The organism is Streptomyces sp. NBC_00080 (genome assembly GCF_045041255.1).
Taxonomy (GTDB): Bacteria; Actinomycetota; Actinomycetes; order Streptomycetales; family Streptomycetaceae; genus Streptomyces; species Streptomyces coriariae.
Window position 1 is genome coordinate 870,500 of sequence record NZ_CP108235.1, and the last position, 25,743, is coordinate 896,242.

General features: G+C 72.8%; 21 protein-coding genes. 6 read left to right on the plus strand and 15 right to left on the minus strand.

From position 1 onward, the window contains the following. Positions 1-9: 9 nt before the first annotated feature. The 14 genes from hypF to OHU34_RS03965 all read right to left on the minus strand — a co-directional run bounded on the left by hypF (position 10) and on the right by OHU34_RS03965 (position 13,178). Positions 10-2,394, minus strand: coding sequence for a carbamoyltransferase HypF (hypF, locus tag OHU34_RS03900; RefSeq protein WP_405764730.1), 2,385 nt, complete (start codon positions 2,392-2,394; stop codon positions 10-12). Beyond that, positions 2,391-3,173 carry a hydrogenase nickel incorporation protein HypB gene (gene hypB, locus OHU34_RS03905; protein ID WP_230193807.1) on the minus strand — a complete coding sequence of 261 codons (783 nt, stop codon included), beginning with the start codon at positions 3,171-3,173 and terminating at the stop codon, positions 2,391-2,393. The genes hypF and hypB overlap by 4 nt, the downstream gene beginning before the upstream one ends. Positions 3,174-3,176: 3 nt before the next feature. After that, positions 3,177-3,569 (minus strand): hydrogenase maturation nickel metallochaperone HypA, encoded by a 393-nt coding sequence (gene hypA / locus OHU34_RS03910; RefSeq protein ID WP_230193808.1) that lies wholly within the window; start codon positions 3,567-3,569, stop codon positions 3,177-3,179. Between the two features lie 143 nt (positions 3,570-3,712). Next, entirely contained in the window at positions 3,713-3,817 is a 105-nt protein-coding gene (locus tag OHU34_RS03915; RefSeq protein WP_372481669.1) for a DUF6893 family small protein, read from the minus strand. Positions 3,818-3,828: 11 nt separating this feature from the next. Further along, positions 3,829-4,380: a hydrogenase maturation protease gene (locus OHU34_RS03920; protein WP_405764733.1), complete on the minus strand. Its 552-nt coding sequence runs from the start codon at positions 4,378-4,380 to the stop codon at positions 3,829-3,831. Next, positions 4,377-5,807: a hypothetical protein gene (locus OHU34_RS03925; protein WP_405764736.1), complete on the minus strand. Its 1,431-nt coding sequence runs from the start codon at positions 5,805-5,807 to the stop codon at positions 4,377-4,379. The genes OHU34_RS03920 and OHU34_RS03925 overlap by 4 nt, the downstream gene beginning before the upstream one ends. Beyond that, positions 5,804-6,496 carry a DUF6084 family protein gene (locus OHU34_RS03930; protein ID WP_405764738.1) on the minus strand — a complete coding sequence of 231 codons (693 nt, stop codon included), beginning with the start codon at positions 6,494-6,496 and terminating at the stop codon, positions 5,804-5,806. The genes OHU34_RS03925 and OHU34_RS03930 overlap by 4 nt, the downstream gene beginning before the upstream one ends. Further along, positions 6,493-7,134, minus strand: coding sequence for a DUF5947 family protein (locus OHU34_RS03935; RefSeq protein WP_142267684.1), 642 nt, complete (start codon positions 7,132-7,134; stop codon positions 6,493-6,495). The genes OHU34_RS03930 and OHU34_RS03935 overlap by 4 nt, the downstream gene beginning before the upstream one ends. Beyond that, a complete protein-coding gene (locus tag OHU34_RS03940) occupies positions 7,131-7,664 on the minus strand; it encodes a hypothetical protein (RefSeq protein ID WP_142267683.1) in 534 nt (177 codons plus the stop codon). The genes OHU34_RS03935 and OHU34_RS03940 overlap by 4 nt, the downstream gene beginning before the upstream one ends. Further along, a complete protein-coding gene (locus OHU34_RS03945) occupies positions 7,661-9,442 on the minus strand; it encodes a nickel-dependent hydrogenase large subunit (protein ID WP_020129552.1) in 1,782 nt (593 codons plus the stop codon). Before OHU34_RS03945 ends, OHU34_RS03940 begins: the two co-directional genes overlap by 4 nt. Before the next feature lie 79 nt (positions 9,443-9,521). Beyond that, positions 9,522-10,595, minus strand: a complete 1,074-nt coding sequence (locus OHU34_RS03950; RefSeq protein ID WP_389503964.1) for a hydrogenase expression protein HypE — start codon at positions 10,593-10,595, stop codon at positions 9,522-9,524. A 73-nt stretch (positions 10,596-10,668) separates the two neighbouring features. Further along, positions 10,669-12,417: an enoyl-CoA hydratase-related protein gene (locus OHU34_RS03955; protein ID WP_230193811.1), complete on the minus strand. Its 1,749-nt coding sequence runs from the start codon at positions 12,415-12,417 to the stop codon at positions 10,669-10,671. A 202-nt stretch (positions 12,418-12,619) separates the two neighbouring features. After that, a complete protein-coding gene (locus OHU34_RS03960) occupies positions 12,620-12,877 on the minus strand; it encodes a hypothetical protein (protein WP_142267680.1) in 258 nt (85 codons plus the stop codon). After that, the gene (locus OHU34_RS03965; protein ID WP_142267679.1) at positions 12,864-13,178 is read right to left on the minus strand and encodes a DUF6400 family protein; all 315 of its coding nucleotides are present in this window, start codon (positions 13,176-13,178) and stop codon (positions 12,864-12,866) included. The genes OHU34_RS03960 and OHU34_RS03965 overlap by 14 nt, the downstream gene beginning before the upstream one ends. Positions 13,179-13,565: 387 nt before the next feature. Here OHU34_RS03965 and OHU34_RS03970 point away from each other — a divergent pair, with 387 nt between their 5' ends. The 5 genes from OHU34_RS03970 (at position 13,566) to OHU34_RS03990 (ending at position 23,315) form a co-directional block, all read left to right on the plus strand. Next, on the plus strand, positions 13,566-15,362 hold the full coding sequence (locus OHU34_RS03970) for a methylmalonyl-CoA mutase subunit beta (RefSeq protein WP_142267678.1): 1,797 nt from the start codon (positions 13,566-13,568) through the stop codon (positions 15,360-15,362). Continuing rightward, complete coding sequence (scpA, locus tag OHU34_RS03975) at positions 15,362-17,536, plus strand: methylmalonyl-CoA mutase (protein WP_142267677.1); 2,175 nt, start codon at positions 15,362-15,364, stop codon at positions 17,534-17,536. Before OHU34_RS03970 ends, scpA begins: the two co-directional genes overlap by 1 nt. Before the next feature lie 5 nt (positions 17,537-17,541). Then, a complete protein-coding gene (meaB, locus tag OHU34_RS03980) occupies positions 17,542-18,528 on the plus strand; it encodes a methylmalonyl Co-A mutase-associated GTPase MeaB (RefSeq protein ID WP_405764745.1) in 987 nt (328 codons plus the stop codon). A gap of 150 nt (positions 18,529-18,678) precedes the next feature. After that, complete coding sequence (locus OHU34_RS03985) at positions 18,679-20,415, plus strand: RNA ligase family protein (protein WP_405764748.1); 1,737 nt, start codon at positions 18,679-18,681, stop codon at positions 20,413-20,415. Further along, positions 20,415-23,315: a poly(A) polymerase gene (locus OHU34_RS03990; RefSeq protein WP_405764751.1), complete on the plus strand. Its 2,901-nt coding sequence runs from the start codon at positions 20,415-20,417 to the stop codon at positions 23,313-23,315. The genes OHU34_RS03985 and OHU34_RS03990 overlap by 1 nt, the downstream gene beginning before the upstream one ends. 133 nt (positions 23,316-23,448) lie before the next feature. On the opposite strand, the gene OHU34_RS03995 is transcribed toward OHU34_RS03990, so the two are convergent. Then, complete coding sequence (locus OHU34_RS03995) at positions 23,449-24,429, minus strand: threonine/serine dehydratase (RefSeq protein ID WP_405764753.1); 981 nt, start codon at positions 24,427-24,429, stop codon at positions 23,449-23,451. A 377-nt stretch (positions 24,430-24,806) separates the two neighbouring features. Between OHU34_RS03995 and OHU34_RS04000 the strand changes: the two genes are divergently transcribed. Continuing rightward, entirely contained in the window at positions 24,807-25,496 is a 690-nt protein-coding gene (locus OHU34_RS04000) for a hypothetical protein (RefSeq protein ID WP_405764757.1), read from the plus strand. The last annotated feature ends 247 nt before the right edge of the window (positions 25,497-25,743 follow it).

A 25,743-nucleotide genomic window follows, 5' to 3' on the forward strand; every position in this document is an offset into this window, starting at 1 on the left:
ACGCGTTACTCAGTCGGTGGGAGTCGTCCGGGCGGCCACCATCAGCTGGCCCAGGGCCAGACCGCCGTCGCCCGGCGGCACCAGCCGGTGCCGAAGGACCGTGAAGCCGTCCTCGCGCAGGGCCGCGGAACAGGCCGAGGAGAGCAGCGTGTTGGCGAACACGCCCCCCGTCAGGGCGACCGTGTCCAGGCCGTGCCGCTCTCGGGCCCGTACGCAGATCCGGTGCACCAGGCCGGTCACCGCCCGGTGGAAGCGGGCCGCGACCAGCGCGGGCCCGACGCCGGCCCGCAGGTCGGAGACGATCGCGGCGAGGACGGGCGCCGGGTCGGCCTGTACCGCGTCACCCTCCTCGCGGGCATGCCCGGGCGCCCGGAGATCGAAGGTGTAGGCGGCCCGGTCGCCGGTGGGCGCGCCGAGCGCCGCTCCCTCCAGCTCCACGGCGGCCTGCGCCTCGTAACCCGCGCGGTGGCACACACCGGTCAGAGAGGACACGGCGTCGAAGAGCCGCCCCATGCTGGAGGTGGGGGCACAGTGCAGGCCGATCTCCAACTGCCTTTCCAGCAGACGCAGTTCGTCGGACGGACAGACGGCCGTGCAGGCGAGGTCGTCCGCCCGGTCGATGCCGGCCGCCCACAGATGGGCCAGCGCCATGCGGTACGGCCTGCGTACCGTGGCGTCGCCACCGGGCAGCGGGACGTACGCGAGGTGTCCGAACCGGCTGAAGCCGTCGTAGTCCGCGAGCAGGAACTCGCCGCCCCAGACGGCTCCGTCGTCGCCGTGGCCCGTGCCGTCGAAGGCGACGCCGATCACCGGCCGGGTGCCGTCCAGCCCGTGCTCGGCCATCGCGGCGGCGACGTGCGCGTGATGGTGCTGGACGCGCACGACGGGTCGCGCCGCCGCCTGGCGGTCGGCCCACCGGGCGGAGCGGTAGCCGGGATGCCGGTCGGCCACCAGGGTGCCGGGCCGCACACCGGTGATGGACTCCAGTTGCGCCACCGCGCCCTCGAAGGCCCGCTGGGTGGCGAGGTCGTCCATGTCGCCGATGTGCGCGGACAGCCAGGCTCGCCGGCCCGCCCCCAGGCAGAAGGCGTTCTTCAGGTCGCCGCCGACGGCGAGGGCGGGACGGACGGGCAGCGGGAGGGCGACCGGCAGCGGGGCGTAGCCGCGGGAGCGGCGGATCACCAGCGGCTCCCCGTCGCAGACGCGGACCACCGAGTCGTCGCAGGGGACGTGGATCGGCCGGTCGTGCGTGAGCCAGGCGTCGGCCAGCGGTGCGAGCCGCTCCAGCGCCTCGGTGTCGTCGGTGACGATCGGCTCGCCGGACACGTTGCCGCTGGTCATGACCAGCAGCCGGGGGCCGTCCGGGTCGTCGGGCAGGCCGAGCAGGAGATGGTGCAGGGGCGTGTACGGCAGCATCACGCCGAGGTCGGGGCTGCCGGGCGCGACGGACTCGGCGGGTCGCGGGGCTCCCGTCGCGTACACGGGGTCTCGGCGCCGACGCAGCAGCACGACGGGCCGTACACCGCCCTCGAGCAGCTCTCTCTCCTCGGGGGACAGCCGGACGAGGTGCTCGACGTCGGCCGTGCGCCGGGCCATGACGGCGAACGGCTTGTCCCCCCGTGCCTTGCGGCGGCGCAGACGGGCGACGGCCTCCTCGTTCGTGGCGTCACAGGCCAGGTGATAGCCGCCCAGTCCCTTGACGGCGAGGACGGCGCCGTCCGACAGCAGTGCGCGCGCCTCGGTGACCGGGTCCGTCCCCGGGAGGCCGTCGGACGGCGGGACCAGCAGCCGCAGCCGCGGTCCGCAGGCCGGGCAGGCGACCGGCTGCGCGTGGAAACGGCGGTCGGCCGGATCCGCGTACTCCCGGGCGCAGTCGGGGCACATGGCGAAGCCGGCCATGGTGGTGTGGGCGCGGTCGTACGGCACGCCGGTGACGATCGTGAAACGCGGGCCGCAGTGCGTGCAGTTGACGAACGGGTGGCGGTACCGCCGGTCCGCCGGGTCGGCCAGCTCGGCGAGGCAGTCGGCGCAGGTGGCGGTGTCCGGGGAGACCAGGGTGCGGGCCGGTCCGCCGGTCCGCGAGGTGAGGATGGTGAACGCGGTGCCGCCGACCGGCGGCATCTCGCGGTGGTGGACGGACTCGACGCGGGCCAGCGGGGGCGCCTGAGCGGCGATCCGGTCGCAGAACCGGGCCACGGCCGAGGCGGTGCCCTCGACCTCCACGACGACGCCCTCCGGGGTGTTGGTCACGTGTCCGGCCAGGGCGAGTTCGGTGGCGAGGCCGTACAGGTAGGGCCGGAAGCCCACGCCCTGCACCACTCCCCGGACGGTGACCCGGCGGCGCAGCGGCGGGTCACCGGCGACCACGGCCGACGGCCTCGACGGAGCGCTCACGAGGGGGTGGGTGCCAGGTCGCCGGCGTCGGTCTCGTCGGCGTGGGTGTGGCTGTGCGGGTGGGGGTGCGCGTGGCCGTGCCGGAGGTCCGGCCGGCCGGCCATCACCGGTGTGTGCGGGGGCGCGCCCTGCGCGGCGGCGAGCGCCCGGTCGAGCAGCGCGCCCACGCCCTTCCCGCGGCGTGCCGAGGTCAGCACCACCTCGACGCCCGGGTTGACCTGTTGCACGTTCGCGCGGAAGGCGATCTCGTCGAACTCCGCGGCCTCCGCGAGGTCGATCTTGGTGACGACGACCAGGTGGGCGAGGCCGAACGCGGTGGGGTACTTGAGCGGCTTGTCCTCGCCCTCCGTCACCGAGGCGAGGACGACCCTCAGGGTCTCCCCCAGGTCGTAGCCGGCGGGGCAGACGAGGTTGCCGACGTTCTCCACGAACAGCAGCCGGGTGCCGTCGGGCAGCCACCCGTCCAGGTGCCCGGCGAGCATGCCCGCCTCCAGGTGGCACAGTCCGTCGGTGAGCACCTGCTTGACCGGGGCGCCCGACCGTGCGAGCCGGATCGCGTCGTTCTCGGTGGCGAGATCGGCGGTCAGCGCCGCGACCGGCACGGCCCGCTCCCGTGCCCGCAGCAGTTCGCTCTCCAGCAGGGCGGTCTTGCCGCTGCCCGGACTGGACAGCAGGTTGACGACCGTGGTGCCGTGGGCCGCGAGGCGGGTGCGCAGCGTGTGGGCGCTCGCGTCGTTCTTCGCAAGCACGGCCTGGCGCAGGTCGACGACACGACACATGGTTCAGCACTCCTCGGAGATCGGTTCGCGGGTGGGCGTGGGGTCGCCGGTCTCCCACTGCACGGCGGCGATCCGCAGTTCCCGGCCCGCGAGCAGATCGGTGGTCGTCCCGTCGCACGCGGGGCAGGTCAGCCGGGGTGGCATGCCGACGGCCCACTCGTGGGCGCAGGGTGTGCAGCGGGCCCGCCCCGGTACCGTCTCGGTGACCAGTTCGGCGCCTTCCAGCAGGGTTCCGGCGCAGACCAGTTCGAAGCAGAAGGCGAGCGAATCGGGTACGACGCCGGCCAGTTCGCCGACCTGGAGCCGTACCGATCGCACCGCGGTGACATCACCGGCGCGCTCGGCGGCCTCTGCCACCTGGTCGACGACGGCCAGCGCGACGGACATCTCGTGCATGGGTCTCCGTCCTTGTCGAGGCTGCCTGCGGTCGGCCTTCATTAGAGGCGCGCGCACCGGGGCCGCACGGCCCGGCACGCCGTCGCCGGCCACCGGGTACGCCGTTCGACGCAACCGTGCGGCGCACCGGCGGCGGCCGTGCTTCACATCCGTCGGATGCGCAGGTAGCGCCGCACGTCGGGAAACATTTCGGCGCCGATGGCGACCAGGGCCGCGAGGGCCGCTCCGCCGATGATCATCTTCTTCATCCCGTCTCTCCTCATGTCGAGATCCCGTCGGCCGTGGCCCGCGGCGCGGACTCTCCCGGCTCCCCGTTCCGCAGCAGCTCTTCGATCAGCCGGACGGCCTCCGGTACGGCGTCGGACACCGGCGGGCTGAGACCGATGCCCTCGTCCACCGTGGCCGGTTCGCATCCGACGACCAGGACGCGCCGCGGCGGCTCGCCGCCGGTCCCGGCGCACAGGGTGCCCAGCAGTGCCAGGACGGAGTCGGGGGTCATCCGGTGACCGTCCAGGGCGGGCGTGCCGGGCGGTGGGCCTGCGCCGCCGACGTCGTGTTCGATCACGTACAGCGTGCCGGGGGCTTCGCCGCGCGCGGTGGCGTCCACCAGGACGAGGGTGTCGTAGCCGTCCAGGAGCTGGTAGGCGAGGTGCACCCCGCGCACTCCGATGTCCACGATCTCGACGTGTCCGGGCAGGTCGCGCTCGGCGAGCCGGCGGGCGGTCTCGACACCGAAGCCGTCGTCCGTGAGGAAGATGTTGCCGATGCCCGCCACGAGCGTCCTCGGGGCTGCCGGTGCGGGGAGGTTCATGCGTCGTCCTCCGCCAGGGTGACCTCGTCGGGCTGGAAGTACAGGAACCGGCCCTGCTCGCGGCGGATGTCGGCGCCCGGGTCACCGTCGACCGTGACCGCCAGGTGCACGCCGCCGTCGACGTCGTGCAGCACCGCCTCGACCGTCGCGGTGCGGCCGCGCAGGAAGATGTCCTGCGCGTCGGTGCGCCGCAGGCCCGGGCGCAGCTCGACGCGGCTGCCCTTGCCCACCGGCCGGCCGTCCACCAGCACGTGGTCCTTCGCCGGGTCGAAGCCCTCCTCGCTCGCGGGGTCCCACCAGGGGGTGTCCGGGCGCTGCACCCCGTGCTCGTCGGGAAAGCCGACCTCCGCGGCGACGGGGGCCGGGCCGGTCGCCGCACGCAGACTGCGCACCGCCCCGTGCAGCCGCTCCAGGACCTCGGCCGGCATGGAGTCCGCCAGCTCGATCACGGCGGCCGCCCGCTCGTCGGTGCCTCGGGCCTCGCGTTTCTCCTCGTCGGTGAGGGCCGCGGTGCGCAGCGCGAGGATCTCGTCGATCTCGGTGGCGTCGTAGAGCGCGCCGGGGCTCTCCGGTGCGATGGCCGGATGGTCCTCCAGGATGATCGGCGAGGACAGTACGAGGTCGGCGGTGCCGGTCTCGCCGGCGAGCACGGGCCAGGTGTGCAGGTTGCGGCAGGCGGCGACCGCGCCCTTCGCCCACTCGGGGGGATCCGTCATGGACAGGAACGATCCGGCGCTGAGGGCCATGAGGAGGTGGGTGGCCACCAGGGAGTGCGGCAGTGCCGCGTCCCGGCCGGCGTCGCGGGCCTCGGACGGCGTCCAGTCACTGGTGTTCTCGACGACGGCGGTCAGCCGCAGGACACGGTAGGGGCCGTCGAGCTCGCGGGCGGACAGCCGGATCGTCCCGTTGATCTCCTCGCACCGCCGCAGGAGCCGGCCGACGGTGCGGCCCTCCGCGTCCAGGACGGGTTCGGTGTCCTCCCGGGCGGGGCGCCGGAACGGATGGGTGACGCCGTCGCCGAGGAGTTCGTCCACCGGGGCGACCACCTCGACCCGCTCCTCGCCGCCCTCGTCCCAGGGCACCAGCACCCGGTCGTCGAGGCGGAGTTCGGCGACCGTCTCGAAGCCGCCGTCCGGGCGTACCCGCTGCACGGTGCGCCGTCGGGCGTGCAGGAAGCGCACCTCGACGGAGAGGGTCGCGCCCGCCTTCGGCTCCATCAGGCATTCGGTGTGCTGGAAGTCGTGCTCCTCGCACTCGGCGCCCCAGCCGGGCGGCACCAGCACCCCGAACTGCCAGCGCAGCCGGTTCTTGGCCGCCGAGGCGCGGTACGGGTAGAGCACATAGCCCTCGAAGAGGACGGCGTCGGCCACCTGCCGGGCGAGGGCGAACCGCTCCTCCGTCTCGGAGGCGAACGCGGTCACGGTCACGGGTCCGTCCTTCCGGTGGTGCCGGTGAGCGCGCGCAGCGGGTCGCGCCGGGGCGGGTCGGCGCCGCCGCTGTCGTCGAGCAGGGCCTTGAGGGTGGCCTCCCAGGAGGGCAGCGCGTGCCGTGAGCGGTAGGCGAGGAGGACGTCCATGGTGTCGCGCGGCAGCCGGATCCAGCCGCATCCGGGGAAGTGCTGCTCGACCATCTCCCGCCAGGTCGCGACCGGCATCCGGAACACCGCCTCCCGGTCCCACGGCACCGGCTCGACCCGGAAGCCGCCTTCGCCGATGAACGCCGTACCGGAGAACAGCATCAGCAGCGGGACCTCTCCGGCGGTGAGGGCGTCCAGGTAGCGGGTCGCCGCGATGTCCATGTCGTAGGTGCACGGGACGACGAGGTCGGTTTCGGTCTCTCCGGTGAAGCCGGGGACCATGAGCGAGATCTGCGCGAACTGCACCGGCTGGAGCGTGCTGCCCCAGCGCGAGCGCTCGCCGAAGAGATCCGCCAGCCCGTCGGCCTCGGCGGACTCGTAGCCGCGGCGGGCGGGTTCGATGCGGATCTGGCAGCGCAGCGCGAGAGCGTGCACGCGCGCGCCGTCCGCGGCGGTGACGCGCAGCCGGAAGACGAGGGTGGGTCCGGCGGCGTAGCGGTCGGCGCGGACGCCGGTGCAGGCGAAGGAGAACTCCGTCATGGCCTCGGCTCCTCGTCCACCGGCCGGGCGCGTCGCGCGACGTCCGCGAAGAACGCGTCCAGTGCCGCCCGGGCCTCGGCCCCGCCGTCGAAGCCCTGCCACAACAGGCGCATGCGGCCCACCAGTTCGTAACAGATGTCGATCGGTACGAGGTGGAGCTCGAAGCGGCCCTGGGTGCGGCGCAGCAGCAGCGCCTCCACGTCGGGTTCGAGCAGTCCGGCGAGGCGGCTGCCGCCGAGGACCGCCGTCCAGGTGTCCGGTTCGAGTTCGCTCTCGGTGGCTCCGGCCGGGCTCGGATACAGGGCGACCAGCCGGTCGAGCGCCGCGTTGCGGAAGAGGAAGGCGACGCCGACCGGGATCTGCAACGCCTCCCACGCGCTCTCGTCGAGACGATGCCCGGGGTCGGTGAGATAGCGGGCCGGGACCGTGCGGAAGCGGCCCGCGCCTGCGCCCTGCTGCTGCATCAACAGGGCGCAGGCGGCACAGGCGCAGACGAGGGCACGTTTCTCGGTGTCGACCAGATGGCGGTGGTCCGTCTCGACCGGCACGGCGCACAGCTCGCACCGTTCGGGCCGCGGAGTTCGCTCGGTGAGGAACCTGCGCAGGCCAGGGGTGCGCGTCGCCGGGGACGCCGTCATCGGGCGCCCGTCGGTGCCGTGCCGATCTGGAGGAGCGTGGGCCCCGCGGGCGCGGTCTGTACGTCGACCGCGCCGACCTCCGGTGCGAAGCAGGCGAGGGCCGCGCGCGCGGCCTCCCGGGCGCTCTCGCCGGACCCGCATCCGCAGCCGCCGGCCTCCCGGGCCCGCAGGGTCAGGGCACCGCTCTCCTCGTCGAAGTCCACGACGTCCAGGGGGTGTTCGCGGACGCTGTCGAGGGCCCGGGCGATGCGGGTGTCGCGGTCCTCGGGGTGCAGGTCGTGCAGGACGAGCAGGCCGGCGACGAGTTCGTCGCCGAGCAGGCCCGCCACCGGGTCGCCCGGAGCGGTGGACAGCAGGTGGAGTACGCGGGCCAGACCGGCGCCGTAGAAGTCCATGAGGGAACGGACGAGTTCCTCGGCCGCCTCGACGGCGGCCGGGTCGCCGCTCGCGGCCAGTCGGTCCAGCACCTCCTCGACCCGGCGTCCGGTCTGTTCCGCGTCGACGGGTCGCGCCGCCGTGGGCGCGCTCATCCGCCCAGTCCGCTCAGGCCGGTGGGCACGTGCATGGACTTCACCGTCTTGCCGCCCCCGACGTACATGTGGACGCCGCAGGGCAGACAGGGGTCGAAGCTGCGGACGGCGCGCATGATGTCGATGCCCTTGAAGTTCTCCGGGGTGTTCTCCTCGAAGATGGGGGTGTTCTGCACGGCGTCCTCGTACGGTCCTGGCGTGCCGAAGGTGTCCCTGGTGCTGGCGTTCCACGGGGTGGGCGGGTACGGGTGGTAGTTGGCGATCTTGCCGTCGCGGATCACCATGTGGTGGGAGAGGACGCCGCGGACCGCCTCGGTGAAGCCGACGCCGAGCCCCTCGTCCGGGACCTCGAACTTCTCCCAGGTCTGGGTGCGTCCGGCACGGACCTCCTCGAGGCCCTTCTCCGCGCAGTGCAGGGCGACCGCGGCGGCGTACGCCTGGAAGTAGGTGCGCGCGCGGTTGCGCTCCAGGGCGTTGGACCACTTCGGGATCTTCCACTCGAAGCTGGTCTCCGGCTTGGTCATGGTGCGCGGCAGGTTGATGACCACGCTGTGGCCGGTGGCCTTGACGTACCCGATGTCGACGAGCCCGGACAGCGCCGTGGACCACAGGCGGGCGATGGGGCCGCCGCCGGTGTCCAGGGCGAGGTGGTCCTTGCCGTCGAACCAGCGCGGGGACATGACCCAGCTGTACTTGTCGTCGAAGTTCCGCTTCTGCGGGGCGGGGATGGTGTGCTGGTTCCACGGGTGGCGCGGGTCCACGGGGTTGCCGAGCGGGTCGTGGGTGACAAACTGCTCCTGGCCCTGCCAGTCCTCGTAGTACGAGCTGCCCAGCAGGATGCGGATGCCGAGGTTGATGTCGGTGAGGTCGTTGGTGACGAGCTTGCCGTCCACGACGACACCGGGCGTGACGAACATCCGTCGGCCCCAGTCGGACATGTTGGCGTAGGTGAAGTCGCAGTACTCGGGGTCGTTGAGCGCGCCCCAGCAGCCGAGCAGGACCCGGCGGCGGCCCACTTCCTCGTAGCCCGGCAGCGCTTCGTAGAAGAAGTCGAACAGGTCGTCGTGCAGCGGCACGACGCGCTTCATGAATTCGACGTACCGCATGAGGCGGCTGAGGTAGTCCGTGAAGAGCTGTACGGAGGCGATGGTGCCGACGCCGCCCGGGTAGAGCGTGGAGGGGTGCACATGGCGGCCCTCCATCAGGCAGAACATCTCGCGCGTGTAGCGGCTGACCTGGAGGGCCTCGCGGTAGAACTCGCCTTCGAGGGGGTTCAGCGAGCGCATGATGTCGGCGATGGTGCGGTAGCCGTGCTCGGCCGCGTGCGGGGCCTCGGTGCGTTCGGCGAGTTCGAGGACGCCGGGGTTGGTCTCCTTGACCATCTTCTCGCAGTAGTCGACCCCCACCAGGTTCTCCTGGAAGATGTTGTGGTCGAACATGTACTCCGCGGACTCGCCGAGGTTGATGATCCACTCACCGAGGTGCGGGGGCTTCACGCCGTACGCCATGTTCTGCGCGTACACCGAACAGGTGGCGTGGTTGTCGCCGCAGATTCCGCAGATGCGGCTGGTGATGAAGTGGGCGTCGCGGGGGTCCTTGCCGCGCATGAAGACGCTGTAGCCGCGGAAGACCGACGAGGTGCTGTAGCACTCCGCGACCCGCTTCTGCTTGAAGTCGATCTTCGTGTGGATGCCGAGGGAGCCCACGATCCGGGTGATCGGGTCCCAGGCCATCTCCACCAGGCCGCTGCCGTCGCCGGCCGCCTTCGTCCTTGCCATCGTCTTTGCCGTGCCCTTCGTTGCGCGGGGTTCGGTTGGGGGGTGCGCGAAGCAGAAGCGGGTCACTCGCGGTGGGGCGTCACCAGGGAGGCCGGTAGCCGGTGGTGATCTTCTCTCCGGTGCGGCGCCACTTGGGCTCCTTGTCCACCGTCTTCGCCGTGATCGAGCGCAGCTTGCGGACCACGGCTCCGTAGGCGCCGCTGGCCGTGCTGGAGAGCTTGGCTCCGGGCGGCTCGTCCATGAACGGCATGAACTTGTCGGGGAAGCCGGGCATGGTGCAGGCGATGCAGATGCCGCCGACGTTCGGACAGCCGCCGATGCCGTTCATCCACCCGCGCTTGGGCACGTTGCACTTGACGACCGGACCCCAACAGCCCAGCTTGACCAGGCACTTCGGCGAGTCGTACGACAGGGCGAACTCACCCTGCTCGTAGTAGCCCGCGCGGTCGCAGCCCTCGTGGACGGTGGCCCCGAACAGCCAGGTGGGACGGAGCTTGTCGTCCAGCGGGATCATCGGGGCGGCGCCGGTCGCCTGGTAGAGCAGGTACGTGAGCGTCTCGGAGAAGTTGTCGGGCTGGATCGGACAGCCGGGGACGCACACGATGGGGATGCCGGCCTGGGACTTCCAGTCCCAGCCGAGATAGTCCGGCAGGCCCATGGCGCCGGTCGGGTTGCCGGCCATGGCGTGGATGCCACCGTAGGTGGCGCAGGTGCCGATGGCGACGACCGCCAGCGCCTTGGGGGCGAGCCGGTCGATCCACTCGCTGGTGGTGATCGGCTGGCCGGTCTCCGGGTTGTCGCCGAAGCCGCACCAGTAGCCCTCGGGCTTGATCGCCTCATTGGGGATGGAGCCCTCGACGACCAGCACGAACGGGTCGATCTCGCCCCGCTCCCCCTTGAAGAACCACTCGATGAACGTGTCCGCGCCGCCGACCGGTCCGCACTCGAAGTCGATCAGCGGCCAGTGGACGGCGATCTTCGGCAGCCCCGGCAGCGCGCCGAGCACGATCTCCTCGATGCTGGGCTGCATGGCCGCCGTCAACGCGACCGAGTCGCCGTCGCAGCTCAGCCCTGCGTTGATCCAGAGAATGTGGATCGTGGGTGTCTCGTCGGCGGGCGCAGCGCCGACCGTCTTCGTCGTCGCCTCAGTCATGGGACCGCCTCCTGGGGAGGTGAGGAATGAAAGCCCCGTTTCGGGACTTTCCGCGTTCATCGGATTCTTGGTATCAGCCGATGGGCGGCGACGGGATGTCATGGGGGGCCGTTCCGGTGAATTCGGCGGCAGACGGGCCCGGATCGGTTTGAGAAGCGGCGAGGTGCGCCGGGGTGCCCGCGGGGCGTTCCTTGTGGACGAACGCCCTGCGCAGCGCGTGGTACGGGGCGTCCGGGTCGTCGAAGGTCATCCGCATCCGGGCGAGCTCCCGCTCCCGGTACGCGGCCAGGGGGGTCTCGCTCTCCCGGCGCTCCAGCTCCGTCTTCTTCGCGGCGATCCGGGTCCCCGTCGCCGGCAGGGCGGCCAGGTGCGCGGCCAGGCGGCCGACCTCCCCCGCGAAGGCTCCCGGGCCGGCGTCCACCACCCGGTCGACGAGCCCGAGGCCCTGCGCGCTCTCTGCGCTCACCGGCAGCGCCTCCCGCACGAGGCGTTCGGCCACCGCCGGGCCCACCCTGCGGGGCAGGGTGTACGTCCAGTACTCCGAGCCGTACAGGCCCATCAGCCGGTAGTGCGGGTTCAGCACGGCACCCGAGCGGCACCACACCTCGTCCGCCGCCAGGGCGAGCATCACCCCGCCCGCCGCCGCGTTGCCCGCGACCGCCGCGACCACCAGCCGGTCGGTCGTCGTCAGGACCGCCTCGACCAGGTCGTCGATGGCGTTGATGTTCGCCCAGGACTCGGCGGCGGGGTCGTCGGCGGCCTCGATGACGTTGAGGTGGATCCCGTTGGAGAAGAAGTCCCGCTCGCCGCCCAGCACCAGCACCGACGTGGGCCGCGCGCACGCCTCCCGGTAGGCGTCCAGCAGCCGGCGGCACTGCTCGGTGCTCATGGCGCCGCCGGGGAAGGAGAACGACAGGAAGCCGACGTCGCCGCTCTCCCGGTAGCGGATGTCCGTCCAGGTGGCCTCCGGCACCTCGGGCAGGGGCGGCAGCCGGTCACCGAGGGCCGCGACCGCGGGCAGCTTGTACGTCGGCGGCTGCCCGGGGAGCCGCCTGGCCCGCAGCTCCGGGATCCACACGGCGCCGTCCCCGGTGGCCCGGCAGACCGCTCCGGCGCGGGTCGCCAGCAGCTCGCCCGGGCGGCCGCGCAACACGCTCTCGGGGTGCCCGCCGTGCAGGTACCACTCGCCGCCGAGCAGCGTGTCCAGCACACCGGGCTGCGAGTCCGCCGCCCTCAGCTTGCGCAGGACGGTCCCGGTCGTGTCCTCGGCCCAGTCGATCCGCCGCACACTCTGGTCCAGGTACGGACGCGGACGCCGGCGGGCGTCGGCCACGGGGACCGTGTCCTGCTCGCACGGCACATGGGTGCCTCCCGCAAAGCGCTCCACCGCCAGCAGGACGGCCTCGAGCGCGGCGTCGGCGATCTCACCCCGGTACAGCTCGCTCTTGGACACCCGGGGCAGCCGACAGGGCACACAGGCCCACACATCACCGGCGTCCATCTCGCCGTCGGCCTGGAGGACGGTGACACCCCACTCGTCGATGTCCTCGTGGATCGCCCAGTCCAGGGAGGACGGTCCACGGTCGCCCACGGGTCCCGGGTGGACGACGAGACACGCGTGGGCCGCCCACACCTCCTCGGGGATCGCCGCCTTCAGCATCGGCGCCACGATCAGCTGCGGCGCGTGCCGTCGCACCGCGTCCGGCAGCGAGCCGCCCGGCAGGGCGAGTTCCACCGCCACCCGGTGGCCGCGGTCGCGCAGCTCGGCGTGGACGCGCTGGGTGAGGCTGTTGAACGCGCTGGCTAGGAGCAGGATGTGCACGGCTGCCTCCGGGCGGGACGAACGGCAGGCAGAAATGGCCGCCGCCGCGATCCTCGGCCCGGGCGGCCCGCCGCCCCCGACGACAGGCGCTCGAATCATCCGAAATCATCCGAAAGCGGGCACGCGTCCGCCGTCCGGTCTCCCCCACCGGCCCGCAGCTCACCCCGGCCCTCATCCGACCCGGGTCGGCCGCCGGAGGGGATCAGCGTCGTCGCAGGCCGCTGGTGATGCGTTCCCACGGGGAGCGGGTGGCTCCGAAATGGGTCTCGTGCGCCCAGATGTGGGTGCACGACCGGCACTGGAGGTGGAGCAGGCTGCCGGCGTTGGAGAGCAGGTAGCGCCAGTGCTCGGAGCAGGTGCGCCCCTGCTCGCAGGTGGCGCAGCCGCGACGGTCGTCGCAGTTGGGGCAGGCCACCCAGGCCCGGCGCCCGATGTCGGCCTGGGGGTCAAGCGGCAGCATGTCCACCCCCTCGGCGCGGCAGCACGCCGGCCGCGACCAGCTCGTCGTACATGCGCTGCTGCTCGGCGTCGAGGCCGGAGTACAGCAGCTCGTACGCCGCCTCCTCGTCGCGCAGGGCGGTGACGGGGTCCCACTCGGGGCCGAGCGCGTCCAGGACATGGGCACGCCGGAGCATTTCGTGGGCGGTCAGGTCGATGGTCAGGTCGGCCGAGGGGTGGGCGCCGGGCCGGTCCGCGGTGGGCCGGCCCGCCGCGCCGGATTCGTCCGGCTCGTCAGGAAGGGCGCGATCTTGGGGGGACATGTGACCGAACGTAGGTAACCCTTCCTCGCCCGGACAAGAGCAGGTGGGAGAAGTCACAGCGGTCCGGGTCCGACCCACCCCCTGCGGCGGGGCGGAACGAAACGGCCGTGTTCAGGTCATGACATCGCCACCGGTGCCGTCCGCGGACCTGGTGACCGCGACGCTGATCGCCGGCGCCGTCGTGTGGTCGCGCGCCCGCGCTGATCACGGTGCTCCCCCGACCCCCGGCGCGCCCCGGCCGCGCGCCGACCCGTGCTCGCCGACGCGCCTCGCGCCTGCCGAAGGAGCTCGTGCGGCCAGGAGAGGCCGAGGTCACAGGGGGGGAGCGGTCAAGGTCACAGCCGCGCCCTCTGCTGTCGCTCGGCCCGTCTGGCCTAGCATCCGAACATGACGGTCCTGCCCGACGACGGGCTTTCGCTGGCCGCCGAGTTCCCTGACGCGACCCATGAGCAGTGGCAACGCCTCGTGGCGGGTGTGCTGCGCAAGTCGGGCAGGGACGTCTCGGACGCGGCAGCCGAGGAGGCCCTGTCCACCGCGCTGGAGGACGGGCTTCACCTCCGGCCCCTGTACAGCGCGCACGACGCCGCACCCGACCCCGGCCTGCCCGGTTTCGCGCCGTTCGTCCGCGGCGGCCGGGCGGAGGGGAACTCCGTCGGCGGCTGGGACGTGCGACAGCAGCACACGGCCGACGGCGCGGTCCTCGCCGATCTGGAGAACGGCGTCACGTCGCTGTGGCTGGTCCTCGGCGACGGCGGCATTCCGGTCTCCTCGCTCGGCCGGCTCCTCGACGGCGTGTATCTCGACCTGGCACCCGTCGTCCTGGACGCCGGAAGTGACGTCGAGTCCGCCGCACAGGAGTTGCTGCGGCTGTACGAGGAGCGGGGCGTCGCCAGGGATGCGGCGCGCGGCAACCTCGGTGCCGACCCGCTGGGCCACGAGGCCCGTACCGGCCGGGAATACGACTTCGCGCCCGTGGCCGGTCTCGCGCGCCGGTGCGCCGCGGAGTATCCGGGGCTGCGGGCGTTGACCGTGGACGCGCTGCCCTATCACGAGGCCGGCGGTTCGGCCGCGCAGGAGCTGGGCTGTTCGATGGCGACCGCGGTGGCGTATCTGCGGGAGCTGACCGAGGCGGGCCTGCCGGTGGAACACGCCTGCGCCCAGCTGGAGTTCCGGTACGCGGCCACCGCCGACCAGTTCCTGACCGTGGCCAAGCTGCGGGCCGCGCGCCGGCTGTGGGCGCGGGTCACCGAGGTCTGCGGGTCCGCGGTCGGACAGGTGCAGCACGCCGTGACCTCGCCGGTGATGATGGCCCGGCGCGACCCCTGGGTGAACATGCTGCGCACCACCGTCGCCACGCTGGCGGCCGGGGTGGGCGGCGCCGACGCGGTGACCGTGCTGCCCTTCGACCACGCGCTCGGCCTGCCGGACGCCTTCGCGCGGCGCATCGCCCGCAACACGTCCACGATCCTCATCGAGGAGTCGTACCTGTCCCGGGTCGTCGACCCGGCCGGCGGCTCCTGGTACGTGGAGCGGCTCACCGACGAACTCGCCCGTGCGGGCTGGGAGTTCTTCCAGGAGATCGAGCGGACGGGCGGCCAGGCGGCCGGGCTGCGCTCGGGCCGGATCGGCCATGACCTGGCGGACACCTGGGAGGCCCGCAGCGCGAAGCTGGCCAAGCGGCGCGAGCCCGTCACCGGTGTCAGCGAGTTCCCGGACCTCGGCGAGCGCCCGGTGGAGCGGACGCCCGCGCCCGCGCCCCGCTCCGGCGGGCTGCCCCGGGTGCGGCGCGACGAATCGTTCGAGAGGCTGCGCGCCCGGTCCGACGCCCACCTGGCGGCGACCGGATCCCGCCCGCGGGTCTATCTGGCCACCCTCGGCCCCGCCGCCGCGCACACCGCTCGCGTCGGCTTCGCCGCGAACCTGTTCCAGGCCGGCGGCATCGAGCCCGTCACGGAAGGCTCCTTCGCCGACAGCGGCGCCACCGAGGCCGTCCTCTGCTCCAGCGACGCGCTGTACGAGGACCAGGCGGCGACCCTGGCCCAGGAGCTCAAGGACGCGGGTGCCTCGCACGTGTTCCTGGCGGGCCGCCCGGGGCAGTACCCGGGAGTCGACGCGTACGTCTTCGCGGGCTGCGACGCCGTCGCCGTGCTCTCCGCCGCCCTCGACCGCATGGGAGTGTCCTGATGGGAATCCCCGACTTCTCCGGGATCGAACTGGGGACCCCGGCCGCCGACGGCGGCGCCGACGAGTGGCGCACGGCCGTCAAGCAGGCCACCGGCGGTGACGAGCCGCTGTGGGAGACGCCGGAGGGCATCGCGGTCAAGCCGCTGTACACGGGCCGTGACCTGGAGGGCCTGGACTTCCTGGGCACCTACCCGGGCGTCGCCCCCTATCTGCGCGGCCCGTACCCGACGATGTACGTCAACCAGCCCTGGACGATCCGCCAGTACGCCGGCTTCTCCACCGCCGAGGAGTCCAACGCCTTCTACCGGCGCAACCTGGCGGCGGGCCAGAAGGGCCTGTCGGTCGCCTTCGACCTGCCCACCCACCGCGGCTACGACAGCGACCACCCGCGCGTGACCGGCGACGTCGGCATGGCAGGCGTGGCCATCGACTCCATCCTCGACATGCGCCGGCTCTTCGACGGCATCCCGCTGGACAAGATGACCGTGTCGATGACGATGAACGGCGCCGTGCTGCCGGTCCTCGCCCTCTACATCGTGGCCGCCGAGGAACAGGGTGTGCCGGCGGAGAAGCTGGCCGGGACCATCCAGAACGACATCCTCAAAGAGTTCATGGTCCGCAACACCTACATCTACCCGCCGAAGCCGTCGATGCGGATCATCTCCGACATCTTCGCCTACACCTCGCAGCGGATGCCCCGCTACAACTCCATCTCGATCTCCGGCTATCACATCCAGGAGGCGGGTGCGACCGCCGACCTGGAGCTGGCGTACACGCTCGCGGACGGCGTGGAGTACATCCGGGCGGGCCGTGAAGTGGGCCTGGACGTGGACGCGTTCGCGCCCCGGCTGTCGTTCTTCTGGGCGATCGGCATGAACTTCTTCATGGAGATCGCCAAGCTGCGCGCGGCCCGCCTGCTGTGGGCGAAGCTGGTGAAGCAGTTCGACCCGCAGAACCCCAAGTCGCTTTCCCTGCGCACCCATTCGCAGACCTCCGGCTGGTCGCTGACCGCGCAGGACGTGTTCAACAACGTGACGCGTACGGCCGTGGAGGCCATGGCCGCGACGCAGGGCCACACGCAGTCGCTGCACACCAACGCCCTGGACGAGGCGCTCGCGCTGCCCACCGACTTCTCCGCCCGCATCGCCCGCAACACCCAGCTGCTGATCCAGCAGGAGTCCGGCACGACCCGGGTGATCGACCCGTGGGGCGGCAGCGCGTACGTCGAGAAGCTGACGTACGACCTCGCCCGCCGGGCCTGGCAGCACATCCAGGAGGTGGAGCAGGCGGGCGGCATGGCCCAGGCCATCGACGCCGGCATCCCCAAGCTGCGGGTGGAGGAGGCGGCGGCCCGCACCCAGGCCCGCATCGACTCCGGACGCCAGCCCGTCATCGGCGTCAACAAGTACCGCGTCGAGACCGACGAACAGATCGACGTGCTGAAGGTCGACAACTCCTCGGTGCGCACCCAGCAGATCGCCAAGCTGCGGCGCCTGCGCGCCGAACGCGACGAGAGCGCCTGCCAGGCCTCGCTGGACGCGCTCACCCGCGCCGCCGGCGGCGAGGGCAACCTGCTGGAGCTGGCGGTGAACGCGGCCCGCGCGATGGCCACCGTCGGGGAGATCTCCGACGCCCTGGAGAAGGTCTACGGACGGCACGCGAGCCAGATCCGTACCATCTCCGGCGTGTACCGCAACGAAGCCGGGGAGTCACCGTCCGTGGAACGCACCCGCACCCTGGTGGACGCCTTCGAGGAGGCCGAGGGCCGCCGTCCGCGCATCCTGGTCGCCAAGATGGGCCAGGACGGCCACGACCGCGGCCAGAAGGTGATCGCCACCGCCTTCGCCGACCTCGGCTTCGACGTCGACGTCGGCCCGCTGTTCCAGACCCCGGGCGAGGTGGCCCGCCAGGCCGTCGAGGCGGACGTGCACATCGTCGGCGTCTCGTCACTGGCCGCCGGACACCTCACCCTCGTGCCGGCGCTGCGCGAGCAACTCGCCGAGGAGGGACGCGAGGACATCATGATCGTGGTCGGCGGAGTGATCCCGCCGCAGGACGTGCCGACGCTCCTGGAGATGGGCGCGGCGGCCGTCTTCCCGCCCGGGACGGTGATCCCGGACGCGGCGTACGACCTGGTCGAACGGCTGTCGGCCGGCCTCGGGCACGACCTCTGAGCCCCATGGCCATCGACCTCGACACGTATGTGAAGGGTGTACTCGACGGCAAGCGGGCCCTGGTGGCCCGCGCGATCACGCTCGTCGAGTCCACCCGGCCCGATCACCGCGCGCTGGCCCAGGGGTTGCTGACCGAGCTGCTTCCCCACAGCGGCAAGGCGCGGCGGATCGGCGTCAGCGGGGTGCCGGGCGTGGGCAAGTCGACGTTCATCGACGCCTTCGGCACCATGCTGACCGGACTGGGCCACCGGGTCGCGGTCCTTGCCGTGGACCCGTCCTCCAGCCGGACCGGCGGCTCGATCCTCGGCGACAAGACACGGATGGAACGCCTGGCCGTCGACCCGGCGGCCTTCGTCCGTCCCTCCCCGACCTCGGGCACGCTGGGCGGGGTGGCCAAGGCGACGCGCGAGTCGATCGTGGTCATGGAGGCCGCCGGCTACGACGTCGTCCTGGTGGAGACCGTCGGCGTCGGCCAGTCGGAGACCGCGGTCGCCAACATGGTCGACTCCTTCCTGCTGCTCACCCTCGCCCGCACCGGCGACCAGCTCCAGGGCATCAAGAAGGGCGTCCTGGAACTGGCCGACGTCATCGCCGTCAACAAGGCGGACGGCCCGCACGAACGCGACGCCCGCGCCGCGGCCCGTGAACTGGCGGGCGCCCTGCGGCTGATGCACGGCAGGGACGCCGCCTGGACCCCGCCGGTCCTCAGTTGCAGCGCCCGCGAGGCGGCCGGCCTGGACAGCGTCTGGGAGCGCCTCGAACAGCACCGCACCCTGCTCGACTCCACCGGCCGGCTCGCCGCCAAGCGCCGCGAGCAGCAGGTCGACTGGACCTGGTCCATGGTCCGCGACGAACTCCTCGGCCGCCTGCACGCCGCCCCGGCGGTACGGTCCCTGGCACCCGACCTCGAACAACAGGTCAGGGACGGCGAGTTGACGGCCACACTGGCCGCGGAGCGCATCCTGAAGGTGTTCGGCGGAGAGAAGACCTGAGCAACTGCCCGCGCACGTTCGCGTGGGTCTGCCGCTCCGGTGCCGCACTGCTGCGGGCCGGCGCGCGGCGGGCCGGTTCAGCCGCGGGCGGTCGCCGCCGGTCGATATTCCGTTGGAGCAGGTCGTTTCCGCGCTCCTATAGTGGCGGCCATGCGCGCCTCCTACCCCCGAACCCCACATGTGCCCTGGTCACCGGGCTTTTCCGCGGACGATGTGCGGGCCGGTGGGCTGGGCGGGTTCGTCGGGCGGGAGGTCGTCGTCACCGAGAAGCTCGACGGGGAGAACACCACGCTGTACGCGGACGGGCTGCATGCCCGCTCGCTGGATTCCGCGCACCATCCGTCGCGAGCGTGGGTCAAGGCCCTGCAGGGGCGGGTGGGTGCGCGGATACCCGCGGGGTGGCGGGTCTGCGGAGAGAACCTGTACGCGCGGCACTCGATCCCGTACGACGACCTGGACAGCTACTTCTACGGGTTCTCCGTGTGGGACGAGCGTGACCGGTGCCTGGGCTGGGACGAGACCGTGCGGTTCCTGCGCGGGCTGGGCGTGCCGGCGCCGCCGGTGCTGTGGCGGGGGACGTTCGACGAGCGGGCGCTGCGGCGGCTGCGGGTGGAGACCGGGCGGCAGGAGGGTTACGTCGTACGCACCGCCGAGGGCTTCGCGCGGGAGGACTTCGCCGGGCGGGTGGCCAAGTGGGTGCGGCCCGGGCACGTCACGACGGGGACGCACTGGATGCACGCGGCGGTCGTCGCCAACGGGCTCGGACCCGCGGCCGCCCTGTGGGCCGTGCGGTCCGGGGCGGCGCCGGACGCGGAGGCGCTGCGCCGGATCGTGGGCGTGGCGGACGGCGACGCGGAAGCCGCCGCCGAGGTGGGTGCGCGGCTGGACGCGCTGGGGCGGAGCGGCGACGCGCGGCTCGCGGGGGTGCTCGCCGCGCTGCTGCACCGCACGCGACGGCCGTGGCTGATGAGCCACGCCGCCGAGTCTCTGGGCGTGCCGCTCGCGAGGCGGGTCGCCGACCTGGTGGGACTGCACGCCGCCGTGCACCGGCCGTACCCGGACGCCGAGCGCCGGGCCGGACTCGTGCGGATGTCGTTCGCCGCCGACCTGGGGGTGCTGCACGCCGTGGCGGGGGCGGTCGCGCAGGACGAGCAGGCGCGGGAGCAGGCGCAGTGGTCGGCTCTGCACGCCGAGGAGGCCGGGCTGCTCGGCGAGAGGCCGCTCGGGCCGCTGCGGTCCGGGCTGCGCCGGGCACTGGCCGGGGAAGCGATCGGCGGAGCGGCCGGGGACCGGTGCTGGGCGGAGGCACGGGAGCTGTACGCGCGGGGGCGGATCTCCACGGTGGAGGAGGCCGTCGCGGCGACGTGGCGGTGGCGGGGCGGGGACTTTCCGCGGCTGGTGCACCTCGTGGGGCCGTCGGGCAGCGGCAAGAGCGCCTTCGCGGCGCGGCTGACGGACGTTTCGGCGCGCGTCGAACTGGACGGACTGCGGGCGGCGCGCGGTTCGCGGGCGGACCAGAAGGCCAACGGGGAGGTGCTGCGGGAGGGACTGGAGCGGCTGGACGGAGCGCTCGGCGCCGGTGGCACGGTGGTGTGGGACGCCACGTCACTCAACGCGCACCAGCGGTCCCTGGTGCACGCCGTGGCACATCGCCGGGACGCGCTGGTCACCCACGCCGTGGTACTCGCCGACGAGGACGAGCTGCTGCGCCGCAACGCCACGCGCGCCCATCCGGTGCCGGCGGACGTGCTCGCGGGCCAACTGCGCCGGTTCGTGCCGCCGTATCCCGGTCAGGCGCACCGCACCTGGTACGTGGGCGCGGACGGGACCGTGCAGGACCGCGACGGCACACTCGACGACGGCACACTGGACGGGGAGGACGTCTGATGCGTACCAGCGAGGAGATCTATCACCGCGTGCGCTGGGACCCCCGCTTCGACCCCGCGCGGTTCGTGCTCGGCATCAACCAGCGCGGCGCGGCGCCCAAACGGGTGCCGCTGCCGACGTTCGTGCCGGGTGGCGAGATCCCGTGGCACCGCGTGCTGTTCGTGGAGGCGGACGGCGAGCTCGTGTGGGACCGCGCCACGGGCGTGGACCGCGTCGACGCGTCCGGCGCAGGCCGGGTGCGCGAGGCGCGGCGGCTGCGGGCGCCCTTCTTCACCGCACGGCCGCCGCACGCGTGGGACGCGTCCGCCGGCCGTTGGATGCCCGCGGCGTCCGGCCAGGGGGAGACGGGGCGGGACCGGGTACGGGTGCTGACCTGGAACACCCTGTGGGACCGCTACGACAGCGACCGCATCGACACCGCCCTGCGCCGCCCGCTGCTGCTGGAGGCGCTCGAACGCGCCGACGCGGACGTCATCGCCCTCCAGGAGGTCGAGGCGGGGCTGCTGGCCATGCTGCTGGACGCCGCGTGGGTCCGGGCCCACTACACCGTCGGCGCCGACCCCTACGGGAAGGAGGTCGACGACTGCGGTCTCCTCCTGCTCAGCCGGCTGCCGGTGCGGGAGGCGGCCCTGCATGTCCTCGGCCACCACAAGGCCGTCACCGCCGTCGTCGTGGACACGGTGTCCGGACCGCTGACCGTGGCCGCCACCCATCTGACGAGCGACCACTCCGAGGACGGGCCGACCCGGCGTGGCGCGGAGCTGACCCGGCTCGCCGAGGGGCTGGCCGGGGTGGCGGGTGGCCTGGTCCTGGTCGGCGACTTCAACGACGGAGGCCCCGGCCCGGCGCGCACGCTCGGCATGCGCGACGCCTGGACCGAGGCGCACGGGCCGCACGATCACACGCCCACCTTCGATCCCGGCGTCAATCCGCTCGCCGCGGTCTCGTCCCTGTCGGGCCGTGTCTCGCGTCTCGACCGCGTCCTCGTCCGCCCCGGCGACGGTCCGCGCGTCACCGGGGCGGCGCTGCTGGGCGACGCGCCCACCCCGTCGGGGCTGTACGTCTCCGACCACTACGGCGTCGCCGCCGACCTGCATTGCGGTGCCGACGCGCCCGTCGACGTGCTCGACGTCGCGCCGACACCCCGTACGGCACTGGCGTGGGTCCCTCCGCGCGCACTGTGGCCTGCGCTCCAGGACGTGCGCCGCGACCACGACGTGCAGATCCGGCGCTGGCCGCCACACGTCAACGTGCTGTTCGGGTTCGTCCCCGAGTCGGACTTCGAACGCGCGGCTCCGCTGCTGGCCACGGCGGCCGCGCAGGTCGCGCCGTTCACGGCACGCCTGGAGGGACTGCACACCTTCGGCCACCGGGACGGCGCCACGGTCTGGCTGGACCCCGCGGCCGAGGACGACACGCCGTGGGCGGAGCTGTGGCAGGCACTCGTGCGGCGCTTCCCGCGCTGCCGTGGACGCCACGACGGCTTCACCCCGCACCTGAGCCTCGGCCGGACCGCCGACCCGCGGGCCGTCGCCGTCGACTGCGCGGCCCGTCTCTCCCCGATGACCGCGCCGATCGGCGAACTGGTCCTGATGTCCCGGCGGGGCGAGGAACCGATGCGGCCGCGGGCCACGGTCGCCCTCGGCACCGGCGAGGTGCGGTGGCTTCCCGAGCCTGCCCTCGGCAGGCCCGACCGCGGGTGGGAGGAGTGGGCCGCGCCCGCCGCCGACGCGGCCGTCCGGCCCGCCCCGGACAACGCGGTGGCCGAGCAGGTCGTGCGGCGCCTGACGGACGCGCTCGGCGAGGGCGCCGTCCGTCTCGCGGGGTCGCGGCGCATGGGCTGCGCGCTCGCCGGATCCGATGTCGACGTCGTCGTGGGGCTGCCCGGCGCCGTGGACCTCGCGGCCGTGCGGGAGCGGGTCACGGCGGCGCTGCCGGGCGTCGAGCGGATGCGCGAGGTCGTCGGCGCGCGTGTGCCGGGTCTGCGGTTCCACTTCGACGGGCTCGACGTGGATCTGGTCGTCGTGGCAACGGGGTCGATACCGGCGAAGGACGCGCCCGCCCGGCGGTCCGAACTGGGGGAAGAGGCGGCGATCGCGCTCAGCTCGGTCTCCGACGCGGAGGCTGTCCTGACGGCCGTGGGCGTCCACCGACGGCACCAGTTCGTGGTTCTGGCACGGGGAGTGAAGGCGTGGGCGCGGGCGCGCGGCCTGGACGGGGCACCGTTCGGCGGCCTGCCCGGAGTGGCCTGGGCGGTGCTTGCGGCTCTCACGGTCCGTCGGTCCCCGGACCACGTGGACTCCGACGATCTGCTGCGACGGTTCTTCGGCACCTGGGCCGCGTGGGACTGGCGGGAGCCCGTCGGTCTCGCCCCGGAGGATCACGGGACCGGCGCGGCCGTGACCGTGCTGACGCCCAGCGCCCCCGTGCGCTCCTGCACCGAACAGGTCGGCCCGCACGGCCGGGACCTGCTGACCCAGGAGCTCTACCGGGCCTGGGAGACAGTGGAGAGCGCGGCCGAGTCCGGCACGGATCCCTGGCCCGAGCTGCTCTGCCCGCCGCCGCTGCACCGACAGCACGCGGCATGGGCCGTCGTGACGGTCCCGCGTCGGCAGGAGGAAGCCTTCGACGAGCTCAACGGGCGCGTACGCGGACGTATGCGCGCGCTCCTCAGAGCGTTGCGGGAGGCGGGGGTGCAGGACGCGCACGCCTGGCCGCAGCCCCTGGCCCCCGCGCCCACATCCACCGAGGGAGCCGAGAGCGTGCGCTACGCCATCGGGCTGGGGCACACACCGCTCGACGCGGAACGGCTCGCGGGCATCGCCGGCCGATGGGGCACCGGCCTGCCGGGCGTCCGGGTGACACGGGTCGAGGGCGGGGCGATCCCCACCGTGCGCTGACATACGAGGACCGCCGACGTGCCTGGTCCTGCCCCGTCCACGCAGGGCCGCGCCCTGCGCAGCGCCCGCCGCGCGACAGATCCTCCGACGCCCAGCAGGAGGTCGAAGGCGGCGGCAGCCGGGCGGGACATCGTCAAAGCCTGCTGGTGAAAGGCGTATTGACCCAGCCGTGATAGGCGTCCACGTCGACATTGCTGCCGCACACGACGGTGGCCACATGCCGGCCGGCGAAACGGTCACGGTTTTCGAGGATCGCCGCGATGCCGAGCGCGGCAGACGGTTCGACGACGAGTCCCGCGTGGTCCAGGAGCATCCTCATACCGGCGACGATCGATGCCTCCTCGACCAGGACGGCGTCGTCGGCGACCAGGAGCAGGTCGTCCAGGACGGCCGGGATGGGGCGTCGGCCGGCCACACCGTCGGCGATGGTGTCGGTCGAGTCGGTGGTGACGACGCTCCCTCGGTGCCACGAGTGTGTCATCGCCGGTGCGCCCAGCGGCTGGACGCAGACCACTTCGACCTCGGGCGCCAAGGCCTTCACCACATGCCCCACCCCGGTGGCCAGCGCCCCGCCGCCGAGAGCGATCAGGACCGTGTCGAACGCCCGCGCCCTGTGCACCAGTTCCAGGCCGATGGTCGCCGCGCCCTCGCAGGTTTCGATGTCCAGACTGTCCTCGACCAGCCGGATGCCCTCGTGCCGCGCGACCGCCGCCGCCCGCTCGCGGGCCATCTCGAAGTCGCCGTCCACCAGCTCAAGACCGGCCTCCAGCGCGCGGATGCGATCGAGCTTGGCCGGGGACGCGAAGCGGGATGCCACGACGGTGACCTCGAGCCCCCGGGAGCGGCCGGACCAGGCGAGGGCTTGGCCGAGGTTGCCCGCGCTGGCGCACACCACGGCTCGGGGGCCGTGGTCGGCGAGCAGGCTCGCGACGACCTCGGTGCCGCGTGCCTTGAAGCTGCGGACGGGGTTCGCCGTTTCGAGCTTGATGCTCACGGCGCACCCGAGCCGGGGCTCCAGCGCCTCGCAGCGGTACAGCGGAGTGTCGAGGAACACCGGGTCGATCACCCGGCGAGCCGCCCGGATACGAGCGGTGTCGAGGCGTGTCTCCTGCACGACATGGCAGCGTAGTGCCGTCCACCCTGCTCCATCGAGCAATTGTCCATTCCCGCGGGTCGGTTGAGTCGTTCCGGCCGTGTGAACCTCTGATCGCTCTCGACGACGTGGCCGGGCACGAATCGCGGCTCCGGCACGACAAGGGCGACGCGGGCGACGACGTCGGGTGCGTACAGGGATCGCCGATGTGCCCGGGTGGACCCGGCCCGGTGGACACGTGAAGAGAACCATCTCCTCCGCTTGTCCGTACTATCTCTCCATCAGTGCTCTGCACAGGGCTTCGCAGTGATGTGCCCGGCAGGCATCGACCCGCCCCAAGGGCGGGCCCGGCAGGTCCCTCGACTGCCGCCTCACACCGGGGAAAGGTTGTGCGCTTCATGTCCGAGAACGCCTCCACCACCGAACTCACCTCGCAGTACACCGCTCAGGTGACCGCCGACCTGGAACGCAACACCAAGGAGCAGGAACGTGTCGGCGTGGAAATCGCCGCCCTGCAAGAGCAGTTGGCATCCCTCCAGCGGGATCACACGGTGCTCGTCAACATCCAGCAGGCCATCGACGCGGTTCCGGTGCCCGACACGACGGCATCGCCGTCCGGCAACGTCCCGGTGCCCGCCCCGCGCAAGAAGGCCGCCCCGTCCGGCACGGGCAAGCGGACCCGGCCGAGCAAGAAGACCCAGCCGAGCGGGAAGACCGCCGCCCAGCCCGCCCGGACGGCGGGCAAGACGGCGGGGAAGTCGGCCGAGAAGTCGGTCGGGAAGCCGAGCACGGGCAAGGCCGAAGCCGCGCAGACGGCGCAGACGACCCTCGTGGACCTGGTCCGCCGCCACCTCACCGAGCAGAGCGAACCCCGCTCGGCAGCGGAGATCGCCACCGCCCTCGGCCAGGCCCACCCTGAACGCGCCATCAAGACGACCGTCATCCGCACCACCCTCGAAGGCCTCGTCGCCAAGACCCGGGCACAGCGCTCCAGGCAGGGCTCGTCCGTCTTCTACACCGCCGCCGACTCGTCCCGGTCCGCCGCGACCGCCCCGGCCGAGGAACAGCCCGCGCCGGCCGACGCGTGACACTTTCCGTTCCCTGTCTGCGGGTCAGCCCGAAGGCCCGGAGGGAAGGCACCTGAGGCCCGTCGTTCGACGCGCCCTCCTCGCCTGACAGATCGGCTGACGGCTGCCGAAGGGGCCGTGCGGAGCCCCCTCGGGAAGGTCTGTGGTGACGAAGCCGTCGAGCGAGACCGAGATGTCGGCGATGATACGAGTCATACTTCCGGTCAAGCGCCGCCTCCCCATCATTTCTACAGTGCTGTAGATTCGA

Excerpts from the sequence above, each read along its gene's own strand:
- OHU34_RS03935 (WP_142267684.1), bottom strand. The coding sequence starts at position 7,134 with ATGACGGCGTCCCCGGCGACGCGCACCCCTGGCCTGCGCAGGTTCCTC.
- meaB (WP_405764745.1), top strand. The coding sequence starts at position 17,542 with ATGGCCATCGACCTCGACACGTATGTGAAGGGTGTACTCGACGGCAAG.
- OHU34_RS03950 (WP_389503964.1), bottom strand. The coding sequence starts at position 10,595 with ATGACTGAGGCGACGACGAAGACGGTCGGCGCTGCGCCCGCCGACGAG.
- OHU34_RS03940 (WP_142267683.1), bottom strand. The coding sequence starts at position 7,664 with ATGAGCGCGCCCACGGCGGCGCGACCCGTCGACGCGGAACAGACCGGA.
- OHU34_RS03985 (WP_405764748.1), top strand. The coding sequence starts at position 18,679 with ATGCGCGCCTCCTACCCCCGAACCCCACATGTGCCCTGGTCACCGGGC.
- OHU34_RS03920 (WP_405764733.1), bottom strand. The coding sequence starts at position 4,380 with ATGAACCTCCCCGCACCGGCAGCCCCGAGGACGCTCGTGGCGGGCATC.
- OHU34_RS03970 (WP_142267678.1), top strand. The coding sequence starts at position 13,566 with ATGACGGTCCTGCCCGACGACGGGCTTTCGCTGGCCGCCGAGTTCCCT.
- hypA (WP_230193808.1), bottom strand. The coding sequence starts at position 3,569 with ATGCACGAGATGTCCGTCGCGCTGGCCGTCGTCGACCAGGTGGCAGAG.
- hypB (WP_230193807.1), bottom strand. The coding sequence starts at position 3,173 with ATGTGTCGTGTCGTCGACCTGCGCCAGGCCGTGCTTGCGAAGAACGAC.
- OHU34_RS03945 (WP_020129552.1), bottom strand. The coding sequence starts at position 9,442 with ATGGCAAGGACGAAGGCGGCCGGCGACGGCAGCGGCCTGGTGGAGATG.
- OHU34_RS03930 (WP_405764738.1), bottom strand. The coding sequence starts at position 6,496 with ATGACGGAGTTCTCCTTCGCCTGCACCGGCGTCCGCGCCGACCGCTAC.
- OHU34_RS03915 (WP_372481669.1), bottom strand. The coding sequence starts at position 3,817 with ATGAAGAAGATGATCATCGGCGGAGCGGCCCTCGCGGCCCTGGTCGCC.
- OHU34_RS03960 (WP_142267680.1), bottom strand. The coding sequence starts at position 12,877 with ATGCTGCCGCTTGACCCCCAGGCCGACATCGGGCGCCGGGCCTGGGTG.
- OHU34_RS03990 (WP_405764751.1), top strand. The coding sequence starts at position 20,415 with ATGCGTACCAGCGAGGAGATCTATCACCGCGTGCGCTGGGACCCCCGC.
- OHU34_RS03965 (WP_142267679.1), bottom strand. The coding sequence starts at position 13,178 with ATGTCCCCCCAAGATCGCGCCCTTCCTGACGAGCCGGACGAATCCGGC.
- scpA (WP_142267677.1), top strand. The coding sequence starts at position 15,362 with ATGGGAATCCCCGACTTCTCCGGGATCGAACTGGGGACCCCGGCCGCC.
- OHU34_RS04000 (WP_405764757.1), top strand. The coding sequence starts at position 24,807 with ATGTCCGAGAACGCCTCCACCACCGAACTCACCTCGCAGTACACCGCT.